At 74.2% G+C, this 17,473-nt stretch carries 16 protein-coding genes; 13 read left to right on the forward strand and 3 right to left on the reverse strand.

Annotated features, from left to right (window positions below; translation table 11 throughout):
* The first annotated feature begins 56 nt into the window (after window positions 1-56).
* A complete protein-coding gene (locus tag ACIBAI_RS22080; protein ID WP_399036624.1) occupies window positions 57-659 on the forward strand; it encodes a TetR/AcrR family transcriptional regulator in 603 nt (200 codons plus the stop codon).
* 181 nt (window positions 660-840) lie between these two features.
* Here the strand turns inward: ACIBAI_RS22080 and ACIBAI_RS22085 are convergent, their stop codons facing one another.
* Window positions 841-1,623: a hypothetical protein gene (locus ACIBAI_RS22085; RefSeq protein ID WP_399036625.1), complete on the reverse strand. Its 783-nt coding sequence runs from the start codon at window positions 1,621-1,623 to the stop codon at window positions 841-843.
* 39 nt (window positions 1,624-1,662) lie between these two features.
* Window positions 1,663-2,352 (reverse strand): DUF4097 family beta strand repeat-containing protein, encoded by a 690-nt coding sequence (locus tag ACIBAI_RS22090; RefSeq protein WP_399036626.1) that lies wholly within the window; start codon window positions 2,350-2,352, stop codon window positions 1,663-1,665.
* A gap of 222 nt (window positions 2,353-2,574) precedes the next feature.
* Here ACIBAI_RS22090 and ACIBAI_RS22095 point away from each other — a divergent pair, with 222 nt between their 5' ends.
* Window positions 2,575-3,321, forward strand: coding sequence for a helix-turn-helix domain-containing protein (locus ACIBAI_RS22095; protein ID WP_399036707.1), 747 nt, complete (start codon window positions 2,575-2,577; stop codon window positions 3,319-3,321).
* 1,340 nt (window positions 3,322-4,661) lie between these two features.
* On the opposite strand, the gene ACIBAI_RS22100 is transcribed toward ACIBAI_RS22095, so the two are convergent.
* Complete coding sequence (locus ACIBAI_RS22100) at window positions 4,662-5,489, reverse strand: asparagine synthase-related protein (protein ID WP_399036628.1); 828 nt, start codon at window positions 5,487-5,489, stop codon at window positions 4,662-4,664.
* An 83-nt stretch (window positions 5,490-5,572) separates the two neighbouring features.
* Between ACIBAI_RS22100 and larB the strand changes: the two genes are divergently transcribed.
* The 11 genes from larB (at window position 5,573) to ACIBAI_RS22155 (ending at window position 17,463) form a co-directional block, all read left to right on the forward strand.
* Window positions 5,573-6,451, forward strand: a complete 879-nt coding sequence (gene larB, locus ACIBAI_RS22105; RefSeq protein ID WP_399036630.1) for a nickel pincer cofactor biosynthesis protein LarB — start codon at window positions 5,573-5,575, stop codon at window positions 6,449-6,451.
* Window positions 6,444-7,733, forward strand: a complete 1,290-nt coding sequence (larC, locus tag ACIBAI_RS22110) for a nickel pincer cofactor biosynthesis protein LarC (protein ID WP_399036631.1) — start codon at window positions 6,444-6,446, stop codon at window positions 7,731-7,733. Before larB ends, larC begins: the two co-directional genes overlap by 8 nt.
* A 106-nt stretch (window positions 7,734-7,839) precedes the next feature.
* Complete coding sequence (locus ACIBAI_RS22115) at window positions 7,840-8,514, forward strand: cyclase family protein (protein WP_399036633.1); 675 nt, start codon at window positions 7,840-7,842, stop codon at window positions 8,512-8,514.
* Window positions 8,504-9,715 (forward strand): DUF362 domain-containing protein, encoded by a 1,212-nt coding sequence (locus tag ACIBAI_RS22120; RefSeq protein WP_399036635.1) that lies wholly within the window; start codon window positions 8,504-8,506, stop codon window positions 9,713-9,715. The genes ACIBAI_RS22115 and ACIBAI_RS22120 overlap by 11 nt, the downstream gene beginning before the upstream one ends.
* Complete coding sequence (locus tag ACIBAI_RS22125; protein ID WP_399036636.1) at window positions 9,712-11,127, forward strand: anthranilate synthase component I family protein; 1,416 nt, start codon at window positions 9,712-9,714, stop codon at window positions 11,125-11,127. The genes ACIBAI_RS22120 and ACIBAI_RS22125 overlap by 4 nt, the downstream gene beginning before the upstream one ends.
* A complete protein-coding gene (locus ACIBAI_RS22130) occupies window positions 11,124-11,729 on the forward strand; it encodes an anthranilate synthase component II (RefSeq protein WP_399036638.1) in 606 nt (201 codons plus the stop codon). Before ACIBAI_RS22125 ends, ACIBAI_RS22130 begins: the two co-directional genes overlap by 4 nt.
* Window positions 11,726-12,814: a phenazine biosynthesis protein gene (locus ACIBAI_RS22135; protein WP_399036640.1), complete on the forward strand. Its 1,089-nt coding sequence runs from the start codon at window positions 11,726-11,728 to the stop codon at window positions 12,812-12,814. Before ACIBAI_RS22130 ends, ACIBAI_RS22135 begins: the two co-directional genes overlap by 4 nt.
* A complete protein-coding gene (locus ACIBAI_RS22140) occupies window positions 12,814-14,190 on the forward strand; it encodes an aldehyde dehydrogenase family protein (RefSeq protein ID WP_399036641.1) in 1,377 nt (458 codons plus the stop codon). Before ACIBAI_RS22135 ends, ACIBAI_RS22140 begins: the two co-directional genes overlap by 1 nt.
* On the forward strand, window positions 14,187-14,909 hold the full coding sequence (locus tag ACIBAI_RS22145) for an SDR family NAD(P)-dependent oxidoreductase (protein ID WP_399036643.1): 723 nt from the start codon (window positions 14,187-14,189) through the stop codon (window positions 14,907-14,909). The genes ACIBAI_RS22140 and ACIBAI_RS22145 overlap by 4 nt, the downstream gene beginning before the upstream one ends.
* Window positions 14,910-14,984: 75 nt before the next feature.
* Complete coding sequence (locus ACIBAI_RS22150) at window positions 14,985-16,412, forward strand: MATE family efflux transporter (protein ID WP_399036645.1); 1,428 nt, start codon at window positions 14,985-14,987, stop codon at window positions 16,410-16,412.
* Between the two features lie 52 nt (window positions 16,413-16,464).
* Window positions 16,465-17,463: a 3-oxoacyl-ACP synthase III family protein gene (locus ACIBAI_RS22155; protein ID WP_399036646.1), complete on the forward strand. Its 999-nt coding sequence runs from the start codon at window positions 16,465-16,467 to the stop codon at window positions 17,461-17,463.
* The last annotated feature ends 10 nt before the right edge of the window (window positions 17,464-17,473 follow it).

The raw sequence follows: 17,473 nt of genomic DNA on the forward strand, positions 1-17,473 counted from the left end.
CAAGCGCCCACATGCCAATGGGCGCCTGGAGTCCGACGTACGAGAGGATCCGTCGCGTGCCGACCGGGGTACACCTTCGCGACGCGCGGCAGCAGTTGTTCGACGCCGCCGAACGCGTGCTGCTGCGGGACGGCCCGAACGGGCTGACCAGCCGGGCCGTCACCGACGAGGCGGGCTGCGCCAAGGGCGTGCTGCACCGGCACTTCACCGATTTCGACGCTTTCCTCGCCGAGCTCGTGCTCGACCGGGCCGCGCAGCTGGAGACGCAGGCGCAGGCGCTGCGCGCGGCCGCCGGCACCGGCACCGTGGCCGACAACCTCACCAGCGCGCTGACCAGCCTGTTCGGACCGGTTCCCGTGGCGATCATCCCGCTCGTCACCTTCCGGGACGGGTTGCGTGCGCGGTTGCGGCAAGCCCGGCCCGGGGGCGGCATCGCGATCCTCGAGCAGGTCACGACCGCGGTCTCCGCTTACCTGGCCGACGAGCGCGCACGGGGCCGCATCGCGGCCGACGCCGACATCGACTCGCTCACCCTCTCCCTGGTCGGAGGCGGGCACCTCCTGTTCGCGGACCGTGACTCCGGCCCGCCGACCACGGCGACCGTCGACAAACTGGTGACCGCGGTGCTCGCCGGCGTCGTGCAACGACGGCCACGCTGAACCCGGCCTGCAGCCCGCGGCGGTCCGCGGCGGAAGGAGGCGCCAGCGTCGGCTGTCGCCGGGCGCGAGCGGGCTGGTGAGCCCGGCCATCTCCTCGGGGAAGGGCCCGAGGCGGCGTCGGAGGTTCTCCGGCTTCTCGTGCCGGGCCTTCGCCGTCCGCCTCGGCGGCGACGCGCCCCGCTCACCCGGACGGCTCGGGGCGGAGCGGCGGTACTCGTGCAGACCGCGCCCCGCAGCGGGTCACCGCGCAGCGCATCCTGCCCGCCCGGCGCCGCCTGGAGGCCGCCGACGATCCGATCACCGTGATCGCCGGGCGGACCGGCTTCGGAACCGTCGACGACCTGCGCCACCCTTTCGTCCGGCGCGTGGGCATCACGCCCCCGGGCTGTCGGCGCACCTTCCGCTCACCGCGCAATCGCCCCTCTCCCCCGCCGGATCCGGTCGGGCAGTCCTCCTCCTGGCGTTCGCGACGCCGACGGACCGGTGCCCGGCCGGAGGTACGGAACCGGCGGCCGTACGGCCCGGCCGCGGCGGGGGCGAAGACGCAGCGGCGCAGGACGGGGAAGCGGCCGGTGCCGGCGAGGCCGGAGGCGCCGAGGTGGACGAGCTGCTCGGTCAGCGGGCCGGGGGAAGGCCGCAGCAGGTACAGGACCCGTACGGCGACGCTGGTGGCCAGGTAGGCGGCCGTCGCCGGGCCCGCGGACCGCCAGTGCTCGCGCCGTCGGGCGCCCCGCCCTTCGGCGCAGGTGAAGCGGGCGTGGAGTTCGGTGCACAGCAGGGCCGAGGCGACGGTGACGACCGCGTTCGCGACCGCCCAGGGCACCGCGGCCGCCGGCAGCGGCACGGTGAGGCCGCAGAGGACTCCGGCACCGCCGCCGAGAACTGCGAACCGGAGGAAGGAGGCGACCGGGCCGGGGCCGGCCGGAGCCGCCGCAGCGGGCGGGTGTGCGAGCGGCGGCGTCATGGCGGCGTCCTTCCTCACGGGGCGGGTGCCGGGGCGCTGTTACAGGCTGCGGGCGGTGATGTCGCCGTAGGTGGTGGTGGCGTGGATGACCAGGTCCGCGGCGGAACCGGCGGCGTTGTAGAGGGAGTTGCCGATCCGGCCGTGGGTGGTGCCGGCGTCGAGGGTGGCGGAGGTGCCGCGGGCGGCGCCGACGGTGATGGAGCCCTGCTCGGTGCGCAGGGTGAGCGTGCCGCGCACGGCCTCGGTGACGGTGAGGTCGCCCTTCTGCGTGGTGATCTCCGCGGATCCGTCGAGGCGGCCGACGAGGACGTCGCCGGCCTGGAGGGACAGCCGGGCGTTCGCGGTCTCGTCGAGCTTGACCGTGCCGTGCGCGCCCTCGAAGTCGACGTCGCCGAGCCGTCCCACGCCGCGGAGTTCGCCGCTGGCCGCCTTCGCCCGGACACTCGAGCCGGCGGGCAGCTGGACGGTGACCTCCAGCGTCCCGGACGGACCGAGGAACTGGTTCCCCACCGGGGTCTCGACGCGCAGGACGCCGTCGCGGTACTCGACCGCGGTCTCCTCGGCCGTCTTCACGTCCCGGCTGCGGGAGGGGTCGGCGGGCAGGATCTCGACGGTCGCGTCGGCCCGGTCGGCGGCGATGAACCGGATGCGTCCGGCAGGGACGTCCAGGACGGCCGTGATGGGGGCGGGGGCGGCGAACGTGTGCGTCGTGCTCTGGGTCTTCTGCATCGTGGACTCCTCGACTCGCTGTTTCCGACGAATGAAACGCTACGTTGCGTTCAATTATCTGGCAATAAATTTGTTGCACTGAAATCACAAAACACCAGGTGACAGCCCATAAATCATTGCAATGGTCTCGGAGTTAACGCAACAGTCCCTCACTCTCTCCGTTGCAACGATTCGAAGATGAACGCTACGCTGCCCTCACCGCGCACCACGAAGGAGACCGCGATGCCGGGAGGCAGACTCACCCAGCAGGAACGCCAGCGGATCGCGCTGGGACTGGCCGACGGCCTCCCCTACGCGGAGATCGCCAGGCGCCTGGACCGGCCGACCTCGACGATCACGCGCGAGGTGATGCGCAACGGCGGCCCCACCGCCTACCGCGCCGACCTGGCCCACCTCGCCGCCGAACGCCGTGCCCACCGCCGCCGGCAGGCCGCGCCCCGGCGCGGACAGCAGACGCCCGAGCAGCCCCACGGACGCGACCCCGAGGCCGTGCGCGCGTACGAGGAGACCCTCACCGCCGTCTTCATGCGGTCGGGCGTGCCCAAGATGATGTCCCGGGTGCTGGTCTGCCTCTACACCACCGACGAGGGCAGCCTCACCGCGTCCGAACTCGTCCAGCGCCTCCAGGTCAGCCCGGCGTCCATCTCCAAGGCGATCGCGTTCTTGGAGGGCCAGGGCCTCGTCCGCCGGGAACGCGACGAACGCCGCCGCGAGCGCTACCTCGTCGGCGACGACGTCTGGTACCAGGCGATGATCGCCAGCGCCACCTCCCTCGCCCAGGTCGTCGAGGTCTCGCGGCAGGGCGTCGGCGTCCTCGGCCCCGGCACCCCGGCCGCCACCCGCCTGGAGAACATCGCCCGCTTCCTCGACTTCATCCGGGAGAGCACCATCCGCGCCGCGGAACAGGCCCGCGAGGTCCTCCACACCAAACCCGAAACGGCTCCGGAGGACACCGCCGGGCGGCCCTGACCGCGCCGCGGCCCGGCCGATCGAGACGGACTCGGACGGGCTGGTCCCGGTCGACACCGGTCTCGGCACCGCCGACCTGCGGCACCCCGAACGGTCGCTGGGTGCCGACCGGGTCGCCCACGCCCAGCCCGCGCCGGATCCCGAGGAGCGCGCGCTGCGGCAGGTCGTCCGCCTCGGGTACGCGCCCCGGGACGTGCGGCACATCGTGCCCACCCACCTGCATCGCGACCATACGGAAGGGCTGCCGGACTTCCCTCACGCGCAGGTGCACGTCCACCCCGACGAGTACCGGGCCGTCACCGGCCCGACGGCAGCGCACCACCAGCACAGCCTCGACCGCTTCATGCCGGCGCACCGGGCGCACGACCCGCCGCTCACCGCCGCGCCCATGGCGGACCGCACGGAGTGGTCCGGCCTCCCCGGCGTGGCCCGGCCACAGGGACCGGCATGCGACCTCCCGCTGGTGCCGCTGCCCGGCCACTCGGCGGGGCACTCGGGTGTCGCCGTGCGCGACGGCGACGGACGGTGGCTGCCGCATGCGGGTGACGCGTACACGTATCACGGCGGGCCCGAGCGCACGCCGCCCCTCTCCCACCCCGTCCTCGAACCGGTCCGGCAGGGAGCGCAGACCGACGCCGAGGCTCGTGACGCGACTCGCGACCGGCTGCGCTCCCTGCGACGCGACCACGCCGATGGGATCACCGTCTTCAGCGCACACGACCCGTGGGAGCTGACCCGCTTCACCGCCTCCGAGAGCCAGGCGCGTCGGTCCGGTCCTGATGCGGCTGAGCCATGTGATGGCGTCGTCGCAGGTCGTCCAGGTGTTCTGGAGCGGCCGTCCGGGAGAAGAAAACCCGCACCTCCGCCGCCGTCGCCTCGTCGCGTCCGTCCCGGAGCCGACCGTGCTGACGGACGGCCCGCTCCGCGGACCGCCGCTCACGACCAGCGCGAGCATCGCCCGCGGCGGGCAACGCGTCGTCCGGTAGGGACTGCCCCGGGTTCCCGGGTCAGCACCCCCGGGAACCCGCGCGGCCCGATCCCGGGCCGAGTGCCGGCTTCGCCCATGGCGAGGCCATGAAAGGGCTTCCTCCTCCTGATCCTCATTCTCCGGGACAGTTCTTCCGCCCTCCTCGTCCGCCACCTGCCGGACCCGGTGGCCGGTTCGCGGCGTGCGTGCCCGGCGCCAGGGGACCTGTCCCCGCTGCTGTCCCGGGGTCCGCGGAGGGGCGTCCCCTCGGGCTTCGGCGAGGAAGCGGGCGTCGTGGTCGAGGACGGACTCCGAGGTGATGCGTCGCCCGCCGTGACGGTGAGCGCCCCCGAAGGCCCCCCTCGCGGCGCACCTAGGACGCGCCGGTGGCCACGGAGCCGGACCGGTACGGGGCGATGCTGCCGGACGCCGGAAGTCCGGCGGTGGCGAGGTGGTCGAGCACCGTCGCGGACAGGTCCCGGGTGAGGATGCCGGCGTAGGTGGGTGTGTCGACCTCCAGGCGGAACCCCTCGGGGAGCAGGCGGACCCGCAGGTCGCGCGGGGTGAGGGAGTGGCCGGCCAAGAAGGTGCGGGCCGCCGTCTCGGCACGTTCGACGGTGCTGAGGCGTTCGAGGGTGACCGGGACGCCGACGGAGACGCGGGAGGCAAGGCAGGGGGCGGCGGGTTTGTCCGCCACGTCGAGGTCCCACGAGCGGGCCAGGGCCCGTACGTCGGCCTTGGTGAGACCGGCTTGGGCGAGGGGTTCGACGACGGAGAGTTCCCGTGCGGCCCGCAGCCCCGGGCGGTGCGGGGCGCGCAGGTCGTCGGCGTGGGTGCCGGTGGCGACGTGCCGCAGGCCCCGGGAGGCGGCGAACGCGGTGAGCACGGTGAGCACGGTGTGCTTGCAGAAGTAGCAGCGGTCGCCCCGGTTGGCCCGGTAGCCGTCGACGGCGAGTTCGTCCGTCGGCAGGGTGACGTGCTCGGCGCCCAGCAGGGCCGCCAGGCGCCGGGCGTCCGCCAGTTCGCCGCGGGCCAGGCTGGGGGAGTCGGCGGTGGCGGCGACGACCCGGTCCGGGGGGAGCGCGCGGAGCGCGGCGGCCAGCAGCACGGTGGAGTCCACTCCCCCGGAGAAGGCGACGACCAGGCCGTCCAGGTGCGTCAGACCGTCCAGCAGCCGGTCGACGGCGTCGGGACGGGGCACAGAACTCGCTGAGGCCATTGCGCTGACTCCGGTATCTACCTAAGTTGACTCTAGTGAATGATCTGCGGTTCGATAGTCAACGCGTGGTGCACGTCGAGTCAATAGCCCGCCTCGATCCCGACCGGCGGCGGCGGACCGGCGTGCCGGAGGTGGTCTTCGCCGAGGGCAAGACCCCGGAGCAGACGTTGCGCCTGCTGGCCGGGCTCCGGCGGACCGACCCGGGCGGGCCGGCGCTGGCCACCCGGTGTCCCGCCGAGGTGCTGACAGGGGCGGAGGAGTTCTTCGCCGGCCAGGACGGCCCGGTCACCGTGGACCGGCTGGGCCGCACCGTCGTGGTGGGCGAACTCCCGGAGCCGCACGGCACGGTGGCGGTCCTCGCGGCGGGGACCTCGGACCTCGCCGTCGCACACGAGTGCCTCACCACGCTCGCCGTGCTCGGCGCCCGGGGCCGGCTCGTCGCCGACGTCGGCGTGGCGGGCCTGCACCGGCTGCTGGACGCCCTGCCGGAGCTGGAGGGAGCGGCCTGTGCCGTGGTGATCGCGGGCATGGAGGGCGCGCTGCCGAGCGTGGTGGCGGGCCTGGTGGACATGCCGGTGGTCGCGGTGCCCAGCCCGGTGGGGTACGGGGTCGGCGCGGGCGGGCTGGTGGCTGCGGCGGCGATGCTGACGTCGTGCAGCCCGGGCGTGGCGGTGATGAACATCGGCAACGGGTTCGGAGCGGCCGTGCACGCCGCGAGGATCGCGCGGCTGAGTGCGGCCGCGAACGCCGCGGCCCCCGCGCAAGCGGCGCCCCCGGCGCGAGAAGCCTCCTCCGCGAAGGCCGCGCCTCCCGCGCACTCCGCGCCCTCCGAGACGCCGGCGCCGGAGGCGCGGACCGCGCCCGGAACCCCCGGCGGGCACACCACGCCCCCGGCCGCGGGCTCCGTCGACGCCCCCACCGCACAAGGGACCCCTCATGTCTGACCTCCCCGGCGCAGGCGGCGGCGCCCCGCTGACGGCTCACCTCGACTGCTCCACCGGGGTGGCGGGCGACATGCTGCTCGGCGCCCTGCTGGCCGCCGGCGCCCGGCCGGAGCGCGTCAACGAGGCGATCGCCTCCCTCGGCGTCCCCGGCCTCGCCGTACGCGCGGAGTCCGCCCGGCGCGGCGGGCTGGCCTGCACCCGGGTCGAGGTGCTGATGCCGGCCGTGGCCGACCGCGAGCGCCACCTGCGCGACGTGCGGGAGCTGCTCGCCGGAGCCGGTCGGCTCACCCCCGCCGCAGCGGCGTTCGCGCTGCGGACGTTCGAGCTGCTGGCTGACGCGGAGGCGGCCGTGCACGGCGTCGGCCGGGAGGAGGTGCACTTCCACGAGGTGGGCGCCTTCGACGCGCTCGCGGACGTCGTGGGGTGCGCGGCGGCCTTGGACGACCTCGGGCTGCTCGCCGACGGGGTCCGGGTCACCTGTTCCGCCCTGGAGGCCGGCAGCGGGCAGGTCCGCGGGGCGCACGGCGTGCTCCCCGTACCGGTGCCCGCGGTGCTGGAGATCGCCCGGGCGCACGGTCTGCCGCTGGCGGGCGGCGCACTGCCCGGGGAGTGCACCACGCCGACGGGCGCCGCCCTGGTGGCCGCGCTGGCCCGGCCCGGACCGGCGGGGGCGATGCGGGTGACCGCCGTCGGCTGCGGCGGCGGCACCCGGGAGCTGCCCGACCGGCCCAACGTGACCCGGGTGACGATCGGCCGCTCGTCGGCGGCGCCCCGGCCGGACACGGGCGGGACCGCGGGGACGGACGAGGTGGCCGTGGTGGAGAGCACGGTCGACGACATGGACCCCCGGCTGTGGCCGGGCGTCCTGGAGGCGCTGCGCGCGGCCGGGGCCTGGGACTGCTGGACCACGCCGGTCACCGCGCGCGGCGGGCGGCCCGGCCGGCAGGTCACGGCGCTGTGCCCGCCGGAGGCCCGCGGCGTGGTCACCGACGTGCTGTTCGCGCACACCTGCACGCTCGGGGTGCGGTGGTGGACGGCGCGGCGGAGCCTGGCGGTCCGGCATCTGACGCGGGTCGCCGTAGGGCCCGTCGGCGACCGGCAGAGCGTCCGCGTGAAGGTGTCCGGCGACGGACCGGGCCGCACGGTGCAGCCGGAGTTCGCCGACATCGCCCGCGCCGCCGCGGCGCTGGGCTGGCCGGAGCGAGCGGTCGCCCAGGAGGCGCTCAGGGCGTACTGGGCCGGGTGCGAGCGGCCCGCCGAGGCAGGCCGCGACCCTGATTGATGACTACAGTCAACATCAGTTGCCCGATGGGCTCAACCACTGTTGACAGAAGTCAACTCCGTGGTGGAGTGTTGTGCAGCCGTGACCGCGAATCCAAGGAGGCATTGTGCCGCGGTTGATCGATCTGACGCACGGTTTCTACGAGGGAATGCCCTCCTACCCCGCCCCGTGGTTCCCGAAGTTCACCACCGAGCGGGCGATGACACCGGACGACGACCCGAACGGGACGGAGCGCACCTTCTCCACGCTGCACCTGTTCCCGCACAATGCCACGCACATCGAGTACCGGCTGCACTTCTTCCCCGGTGCCGAGGGCATCGACGCCGTGCCGCTGGAGACCCTGGTGGGGCGCGCCTGCGTCGCCGACCTGTCCTACAAGGGCGACCTCGACCCGGTCACGGCCGACGACTTGGACAAGGCGCTCGGCGAGGTCTGGCAGCCCGGCGACCGGCTGCTGATCCGCACCGACTACGTGCGCCGCGCCTGGGGCCGCGAGGACTACTGGGACAAGCCGCCCTACCTGACCCCGTCCGCCGCGCAGTGGGCCATCGACAACGGCGCCCGCCTGGTGGGTTTCGACTGCCTCACCGAGCGCCCCGGCGACCGCGAGTCCCCGGTCCACCACGCGCTGCTGGGGGCCGGCATCCCGCTCATCGAGTACATGACCAACATGCACGAGCTGAGCCGGCAGGTCGTCCAGCTCATCGCCCTGCCCGTCAAGGTCTCCGGCGTGGAAGCCGCCCCGGCCCGCGTCATAGCCGTGGAGAACGATGATGACTGACGCGTCCGGCCGCGCCCGGGGCACCTGGCCGGTCGCCCTGACCCGCACCGACCCGCGGGCGGACCAGGCCCAGATGGAGGAGGCCCTGACCAGGCTGCTCGGCCTGCTGGGCGATCCGCTGGACGCCCTCACCTCCGGACAGCGCGTCCTGATCAAGCCCAACATGTTCCAGACGGAACCGGGCTTCCACGTCAGCCCGGCGCTGCTGGCCGCCATCGCCAAGGCGGTCGCCGACCGCGGCGCCCGGCCCGTGGTCGCCGAGCGCACCCACGCCCTCACCGAGGTGCTGCGCGACCACGCCGTGCACCGGTACGCGCAGGTGGTCAGCTTCGACGACATGCCCCTGCGGGTCGCCGCGATCCCCGGGGCCACTTCACTGCGCGTGCCCATCGCCGTCCCCGAACTCGTCCTGGACTGCGACTACTTCATCGGGGTCCCGCAGCTGCGCACCCACGCCAGCGTCGTGTACTCCAACGCGATGAAGAACCTCGTCGGCCTGCTGCCGGGCTTCACCACGCGGATCGTGCACATGGCAGGCGTCGACGAGTCGACCGTCGACCTCAACCTGCTGCGCCCGCAGCACCTCGTCGTCAGCGACGGCAGCACGGTCGTGGAGGGCAACTACCCGATGGAGGGCGACCTGCGCGAGGTCGGCTTCCTCGCCGCGTCGACCAACGCCGTCGCCCTCGACGTGGCCGTCAGCGAACTCGCCGGCTTCAAGGCGTACGAGGTCGCCTACCTCCAGGACGCCCACGGCCGGGGCATGGGACCGGCGGAGCTCTCCGAGGTCGAGCTGCTCGGCACGCCGTTCGAGGAACTGGCCTTCACCATCAAGCGGGCCCCGTCGGTGATCACCGCGCCGCGCCCCGGCATCCATGTGCACGCCGACCGGGCCTGCCCGGCCTGCCGCCGCTGGATCGCGGCCGCCTTCGAGGCGTTGGGCGACGAACTGCGCGCCTGGGACGGGGAGATGACGGTCGTCTCGGGTCCTCAGGCCGCCCTGCCCGAACTGCGCGGCCAGGTCGTCCTCGTCGGCAACTGCCTCTACGAGAGCCGCGACGCCGGCATCTACGTCGAGGGCTGCCCGCCCCGGGCCATCCAGCTGGCCGCGTTCCGCTACGCCATGGGACAGCCGGTCGGCGCCCACGAGCGCACCCAGTTCCGGGTCCCCGCCCGCTTCGACCGGGGAGCCGCCGTATGACGGGCGGCGCCCCGACCCGGCCGGCGCCGCGCCCGGCCGGCGCCCCGATCGTCTCGGCGCTGCGCCCGGGCGGCACGGTCCACCGGCACGAGCAGATCCTGCCCGGTCCGGTCGACCCCGCCCGGGCCGCCGCGGCGCTGCGCGGCAACGGCCGTATCCTGCTGGCCACCTCCGGCTCGGGACCCGCCCGGCCCGGTGTGCTGGCCGTGGGCGAACTGGCCCTGATCAGTTGCGGCCCGAGCCGCGAACCCGGTGCGGGCGGCACCGCCCTGCACGCGGCCGTGCACTTCCTGGACGGCCTGGACTTCGACCGGGCCCGCCACCCCGAGGAGCGGCGCTTCTTCGGCGTCGTCGGCTACGACGCCGTGCGCGACATCGAGCGCCTCAAGCCCCGCTCCGGGGAGGACCTGCCCGTCTACGACCTGTTCCTGCCCGAGATCCTCATCCGCTTCGAGGACGCCGCGGTGCGGGTCGTCGGCCGCGGTGGCGACGCCTCCGCGGCCCGGCGGGCCTGCTCGCGCGCGGTGCGGCTGCTGACCGCCCCCAAGGCCCGGCCGCCGCGCCCCCAGCGGGCCGGCACGGCGCGGTTCACGCTCAGCCGCGACGGCCATCACGCCGCGGTCGAGCAGGCCAAGCGCTACATCGTCGACGGCGACATCTTCCAGGTCGTGCTGTCGCTGGCCGTCACCGCCGAGGCCGAGGCGGACGGACTGTCGCTGTACTCCTCGCTCAGCTCCTTCAACCCCTCGCCGTACCAGTTCTGGTACCGCAGCCGGGAGTTCGAGGTGGCCGGCTGCTCCCCCGAGCCGTGCGTCACCCTCGACGGGACGCGGGCCGTGATCCGTCCGCTGGCCGGCACCCGCCCCCGCGGCGCCGACGCTGCGGCGGACCTGCGGGCCGAACGCGACCTGTACGGCAGCGAGAAGGAACTCGCAGAGCACCGCATGCTCGTCGACCTGGCGCGCAACGACCTGGGCCGGGTCTGCGTCCCCGGCAGCATCACCGTGCCGCACCTGATGCAGGTGGAGCGCTACTCCCACGTCATGCATCTCACCTCCGACGTCACCGGCGAGCTGCGCACCGGGCTCACCGCCGCCGACCTGATCACCGCCACCTTCCCGGCCGGCACCATGACCGGCGCCCCCAAGGTGCGGGCCATGGAGATCATCGACGAGCTGGAGCCGGTCCCGCGGTCCTTCTACTCCGGCGCGGTCGGCAGCTTCGGCACCCACGACGTCGACCTGTGGCTGACCATCCGCAGCGCCGTGCTGCACCAGGGACAGGTGCGCCTGCAGGCCGGCGGCGGCATCGTCTACGACTCCGATCCGGCCCAGGAGCACGCCGAGTGCCTGGCCAAGCTCGGTGCCGCGGCGCGCGCCGCCGGGATCGACCTCGGGAGGGCGGCCGGATGATCTGCGTCGTCGACAACTACGACTCCTTCGTCTACAACCTCGTCCAGTACGCCGGCACCCTGGGCGTGGAGTGCCGGGTGTTCCGCAACGACGAGGTGACCGTCGGGGAGATCGCCGAGCTGGCGCCCGAACTGCTGCTGCTCTCGCCCGGGCCGGGCACCCCGGACGGAGCCGGCGTGTCCCTGGAGGCCGTCCGCGCCCTGGCCGGCCGCGTCCCGATCTTCGGGGTGTGCCTGGGTCACCAGACCATCGCCCAGGCCTTCGGCGCCCGCGTGGTGCACGCCCGGCGGCCCATGCACGGCAAGTGCGACGAGGTCGCGCACGACGGGCGCGGCGTCTTCCGCGGCCTGCCCTCGCCGCTGACGGTGACCCGCTACCACTCCCTGGTGGTCGACCCCGCCACCCTCCCCCCGGAGATCGAGGTCGCCGCCCGGTCCGGGGACGGCGAGGTCATGGCCCTCAGACACCGCCGACTGCCGCTGGAAAGCGTCCAGTTCCACCCCGAGTCCCTGTTCACCGAGCACGGCGTGCGCATGGTGGGCAACGCCCTGGACAGCGCCCGCGGGCGGCGCACAGCACGAGAAGGACTGATATCAGCATGAGCCTTGCCGCACGGTCGCCGCTCGAGGAGGAGATCGGTTCCCTGAGCGCCGAGGAACACCTGCGGGCCGTCCTGGAGTGGCACTTCGACGAGCGCACCGGATCGCCGTTCTGGCTGCGCAGGAAGGCCGGCCTCGGCTTCGACCCGCTCCGCGACATCACCGGCCTCGCCGACCTGCGCCGCTTCCCCGACGTCAGCGCCGAACTGCGCACGGTCCCCGTCGACGACCTGATCCCCGCGGGCGCCAAGGGACGGCCCTTCGGCGTGTACGAGTCCGGCGGCACCCTCGGCGCCCCCAAGCGGATCGTCGAGAGCAGCTCGCGCGCCCGCTCCCTGTCCTGGGTGAACACGGTCCTGACCGACCACGGCTTCCCGCAGGGGGTGCACTGGCTGCACATCGGCCCGACCGGCCCGCACATCGTGGGGCGGTCGATGAGGTCGCTCGCCGAGATGCGCGGCGGGGTCTGCTTCACCGTCGACTTCGACCCCCGCTGGGTGAAGCGGCTGATCGCCGCCGGCCGGCGGGACGAGGCCGACGCCTACGTCCAGCATGTCCTGGACCAGGCCGAACTGATCGTCGCCGGCCAGCAGGTGGGCGTCCTGTTCATCACGCCCCCGGTGCTGGAGGCGCTGTGCGCCCGGCCCGCGCTGCACGAGCGGCTCACCGGTCGGCTCGGCGGTCTGATCTGGAGCGGCACCAGCATCTCCGCCGGCACCCTGCGCCTGGTGGAGGAGGAGTACTTCCCCGGCACCGCCGTCGTCGGACTGTACGGCAACAGCCTCATGGGCATCGCTCCGCAGCTGCCCCGCGACCGGTACCCGGCCCACCGGTGTGTCTTCCGCACCCATCAGCCGCAGTCCGTCGTCGAGGTGGTCGACCCGGCGACCGGGGACCGGGTGCCGGTGGGGAAGCGCGGCCGGGTCCTGGTGCACCTGCTCAGCCAGGACATGTTCCTGCCGAACGTGGCCGAGCGGGACAGCGTCGTACGGGCCGGCACCCCCGAGGGCGGCCACGGCGACGACGTCGCCGACATCCGGCCCTTCACGCCGACCGACGGCGCCGCCGTCATCGAAGGGGTCTACTGATGGGCGTCACGACGACGCGCCCGGCGCTGCATCCGCTGCTCGGCGGCAGCGCCTGGGAGAGCGAGGACGGCGTCCCGCTGACCGGCGTCGACGGCCACGACCTCGCCGACGTGGGACAGGCCCCGGTGCTGCTGGCCCAGCTCGCCCTGCGGCGGGCCGCCGCGTCCGCCGGCGCACCGCTGCCCGAGAAGGACGCGGCGGAGGCGGGACGGCTCTTCGCGCAGGAGACGCTCGACGGCGAGAGCCCGCAGGAGTACTGCCGGCGGGCCGCGCTCGCCACCGGGCTGCCGCACGCCGTGCACGCCCGTGCGCTGCGGCAGCTCGGCGACGGCCTCGCCGGGGCCTCGGCAGCCGTGGCCGCCGAGCTGCCCGCGCCGCCGCACGGCTCGCCCCACGCGGTGCGCTGGGTGCGCCGGGGCCGCACCCTGGCCGTGGTAGCGCCCAGCAACCACCCCGAACCGCACCTGGCCTGGGCGAAGGCGGTCGCCCTCGGCCACGGGGTGGTGGTACGGCCCGGTGGCCGCGACCCCTTCACACCGCTGCGGCTGGCCCGCGCGCTGTACGCCGCCGGGCTGCCCGCCGACCGCCTCTCCGTCCTGCCCGGCGGGCACGACACCGCCGACTTCCTGGTCAAGCACGCCGACCGGGCCCTGGTCTACGGCGGTCCGGACACCGTGGCCCGCTGGTCCGGCAGGGCGGCGGTGGCGGTGCGAGGCCCCGGACGCAGCAAAGTGCTGCTCGGCCCGGCGGCCGACGACACCGCGATCGCGCACACGGCCCGCACGATCGCCGCCGACGGCGGGGCGCGCTGCACCAACACCTCCGTCGTGCTCACCGCCGGGGACGTCCGCGAGACCGCCGACGCGCTCGCGGCCGAACTGGCGCACCTGACGCCGCTGCCGGTCCTCGACCCGGACGCCGCCCTGCCGGTGTTCACCGCGGACCGCGCCACGGCACTGGCCCGCGAGGTCGACCGCCTCACCGGAACCGGGCTGCACCGGCATCCCACGACGGCGGCCGGAGCGCACGGCACGGTGGAGATCGCCGACGGTTCGCACGCCCTGCCGCCCGTCGTGCTGTCCACCACCGACCCCGCGCACCCCGCCCTGGGCACCGAACTGCCTTTCCCGTTCACGGTGGTCGCTCCCTGGACGGCCGAGGCGGGCACCGGCCCGCTGCGCGACTCCCTCGTCGTCACGCTGCTCGGCGCACCGGCGAAGCTGGCCGAGGAGCTCCTGCACGAGCCGACCGTGCGCCGCGTGGTGCTCGGTCCCGCCGACCCCTGGACGACGGCGCCCGGGCTGCCCCACGACGGCAGCCTCACCCATTTCCTGCTCGAACCCAAGGCATTCGTCCACGCGGAGGCGGACCGATGAGCACTGTGCGCACCGTGGTGGTCACCGGAGCCTCCGGCGACCTCGGCCTGGACCTCGTCCGCCGCTGCCTGGACCAGGGCGCGGAGGTCCTCGCCCAGTACCGGTCGAGGCCCGAGCGGCTGGCCGAGCTGGACCCGGCCGGCAAGCGACTGACGCTGGTACGGGGGGACCTGGCCGAGGACGACGGGGCGCAAAGCCTCGCCGTCGCCGTCCCGGGCCACTGGCACGGCGTCGACCTGCTGGCCAACTGTGTGGGAGGGGCACGCCCCACGCCGATCGACGAGTTGTCGGCCGACGCGTTCCGCGCCTGCCTGCGCGCCAATGTGGAGGCCCCGTACGCTGCCCTGAAGGCGCTGCTGGAGCCGCTGACCCGGGCTCGGGGCAGCGTCGTCAACCTCTCGAGCGTCGCCGCCTTCACCGGCGGGGCGTTCGGACCGCACTACGCGGCCGCCAAGGCCGCCGTCGTCGGTCTGACCCGCTCCGCCGCCCGGGAACTGGGCCCGCGGGGCGTGCGGGTCAACTGCGTGGCGCCCGGCCCCGTCGCCTCCGGGATGACCGACTCCCTGGACCCGGCCGCGCTGCGGGGAGTACTGGCGGGCACGGCTCTGGGGCGGGTGGTCCGTCCGGAGGAGATCGCGGACACCGTCCTCGCCCTGGCCGGCGCGACGGCGACCACCGGACAGACCATCGTCGTGGACGGCGGCCGGTACCTGCACTGACACGGCACGACGCCGAGGACACCCCGCACCGGCGCCCGGCACCGACGATCCATCCGCCGAGAAAGAGAATGCTGCATGACACCCCCCACCAGCGCCGGCACCGAGCCGGACCAGACGCGACCGGCCGAGGGCACCCCGAGGGGCGGGGTGCTGGGACGCGTGGACCCGGCCCGGCTGATCCCCGTGGCGTGGCCCGTCTACCTGGAGCTGATGTCCGGCGTGGTCGCCGGCATCATCAGCGTCGTCTGGGTCGGGCGGCTGGGAGCCGCGGAGCTCAGTGCCGTCACCGTCGCCAGCAGTCTGGAGAACGTCCTGCTGGGCGTGATCCTCGCGGTGAGCGGCGGCGCCACGGTGGCCCTGTCACGCGCCGTCGGAGCGGAGGACCACTCCCGGGTCAGGCGCGTGCTGGGAGCGACCTGGCGGCTGACCCTGGTCGTCACCGCCGTCACCTGCGTCACCCTGTTCCTGGTCCGCGACCCCCTGGCCCGCCTCACCCTGGGCGGGAGCGACGCCCGGGCCCTGGAACTGGCGCACGACTACCTCTCCATCGCCATCCCGGGCATCGCCGTCTACTACGGCCAGAACGCCGTCGACAGCGCCTTCAAGGCGCACGGGGACACGCGGACCCCGATGCGCATGGCGATGCTGGCCAACGGCGTCCTCCTGGTGCTGGACCCGGTCCTCATCTTCGGTCTGCTCGGCATGCCGGAGATGGGCGTGGCCGGCGCGGCCCTCGCCCTCGTCCTGTCCCGCGCCCTCGTGCTGCTGTGGACGGTCCGCCTCTACCTGAGGTCGGACTTCCGGCGCCGGGCCCAGGACGCGGGCGACGGGGCGGAGGCCGGACGGCCCACGCCGCTGCGCGAGATCTGGCAGGCCGGCGCGCCCATGGCCGTGGACTTCTTCGTGCGCATGGCGGCCGGCATGCTCGTCGTCGGCGTGATCGCCCGCTTCGGAACCGACCAGGTCGCCGCGTACGGCACCATCACCAAGGGCCTGCTGGTGTTGAGCATGGCGGCCTACGCGATCCGCCAGGCGGCCACCATCGCCGCCGCACGCGCCAGCGGCGCCGGCGAGGACCACGCCCTGGCCGGCACCCGGTCCTCGGCGATCCGTCTCGGCATCGGCTGGTCGCTGCTGAGCGGCCTGCTCGTGCTCGTCGGCGCCGCGCCGGCCCTGGAGCTGACCACGCGGGACACGGCGGTCCACGAGGCGGCGTCCGGGCAGGCGCCCTGGCTGGCGGTGTACATCGCACTGCTGTTGTGCAACGTCGTGCTCAGCGGTGTCTTCCTCGGCGGCGGGCAGGGCAGCGTGCTGGCGTACGTGACGTTGGCCGGCGCCGGCCTGCAGGCCGTGCTCGCGCCGGCCCTCTCCAGCACCGCCCTGGAACTGCGCGGCGTCTGGCTGGCGATGATCGCCAACGCCTTCGTCCAGACCCTCGCCCTGCTCCTCCTCGCGGTCCGGGCCAACGCGGCGGCGATGCGCGAAGCCCCGGCCGAGTCCTGACAGCGCCATGCGACAAGGGATGACTACTGTGCCGCCTGTAGATTTCGGAATCGTGTCCCTCGCCACCCGGCTCGGCGATCCGCAGAGCGTGGCCGACACGGTGTCGCGTTACGTGGACGACCCCGAACGCGTCCTCGCCTGGGGCTACCGCACCTACCACCGGGCGGCCGACGGGGTGTCGGCCGTCCAGCTCGCCGCCGACGCCGCCCGCAAGGCCCTCGCGGCGGCGGGCGTCGAAGCCGGGGACATCGACTACCTGGTGGTCGCCGACAGCAACGTGCCCGACCACCTGAACTGGGACATGTCCACCGCCGTGGCCAGGGAAGCCGGTCTGTCGGGGGCGCCCACGCTGCTGCTCACCCAGGCCTGCGCCTCGGGTGTGACGGCCTTCGAGCGGATCGCCGGCATCCTGGCGGTGCGTCCAGACGTGCGCACGGTCCTGCTGGTCACCGTGAACCGCGTCAGCGAACAGCACAGCAACCGCATGCGCACCAACACCTGCCTCGGCAGCGACGGCAGCGCCGCAGCCGTGCTGCGGCGCGGGGAGCGCCAGTTGCGCTGGCTGGGCACGGAGCAGATCAGCGATCCGGAGTGCGCCGACTTCTTCCGCATCGAGTACGGCGGCGCCGCGGCCCCCCGTCCGCCGGAGGGCGAGTCCAACCTGACCGTCGATCCCCTGGCCCTGGTGTACCGCCATTTCAGGAAGGATCCCGAACACCTCACCGCGTTCGTCCGCAGCGTCAACGCGCGGGTGGCGCAGGTCATCGACCGCGCCTGCGAACGCGCCGGCGTGCCACGGCAGAGCCTCGCCCGCGTCGTCTACCTGAACGACAACCAGAAGTCGATGAAGGAGATGGCCCGCGCGGTGGGGATCGGCCTGGACCGCACCAACGCGGAGCTGGCCGCCGAGCTGGGCCACTGCGGCGGAGCCGACCAGCTCATCTGCCTGCAGGCCCACCGGGAACGGGGTGAGCTGCGACCGGGTGACGTGGTGGCCCTGGCAGGCTTGGCCACCGGAATGCACTGGTTCTGCACGCTGATCGAGGTATGAGGTGACCCCC

It is taken from the genome of Streptomyces sp. NPDC051041, assembly GCF_044456065.1.
Classification (GTDB): domain Bacteria; phylum Actinomycetota; class Actinomycetes; order Streptomycetales; family Streptomycetaceae; genus Streptomyces; species Streptomyces glaucus.

Coding starts and splice junctions, on each gene's coding strand:
- ACIBAI_RS22085 (WP_399036625.1), bottom strand. CDS start 1,623: ATGACGCCGCCGCTCGCACACCCGCCCGCTGCGGCGGCTCCGGCCGGC.
- ACIBAI_RS22090 (WP_399036626.1), bottom strand. CDS start 2,352: ATGCAGAAGACCCAGAGCACGACGCACACGTTCGCCGCCCCCGCCCCC.
- ACIBAI_RS22095 (WP_399036707.1), top strand. CDS start 2,575: ATGCCGGGAGGCAGACTCACCCAGCAGGAACGCCAGCGGATCGCGCTG.
- larC (WP_399036631.1), top strand. CDS start 6,444: ATGTCTGACCTCCCCGGCGCAGGCGGCGGCGCCCCGCTGACGGCTCAC.
- ACIBAI_RS22120 (WP_399036635.1), top strand. CDS start 8,504: ATGATGACTGACGCGTCCGGCCGCGCCCGGGGCACCTGGCCGGTCGCC.
- ACIBAI_RS22125 (WP_399036636.1), top strand. CDS start 9,712: ATGACGGGCGGCGCCCCGACCCGGCCGGCGCCGCGCCCGGCCGGCGCC.
- ACIBAI_RS22130 (WP_399036638.1), top strand. CDS start 11,124: ATGATCTGCGTCGTCGACAACTACGACTCCTTCGTCTACAACCTCGTC.
- ACIBAI_RS22135 (WP_399036640.1), top strand. CDS start 11,726: ATGAGCCTTGCCGCACGGTCGCCGCTCGAGGAGGAGATCGGTTCCCTG.
- ACIBAI_RS22140 (WP_399036641.1), top strand. CDS start 12,814: ATGGGCGTCACGACGACGCGCCCGGCGCTGCATCCGCTGCTCGGCGGC.
- ACIBAI_RS22145 (WP_399036643.1), top strand. CDS start 14,187: ATGAGCACTGTGCGCACCGTGGTGGTCACCGGAGCCTCCGGCGACCTC.
- ACIBAI_RS22150 (WP_399036645.1), top strand. CDS start 14,985: ATGACACCCCCCACCAGCGCCGGCACCGAGCCGGACCAGACGCGACCG.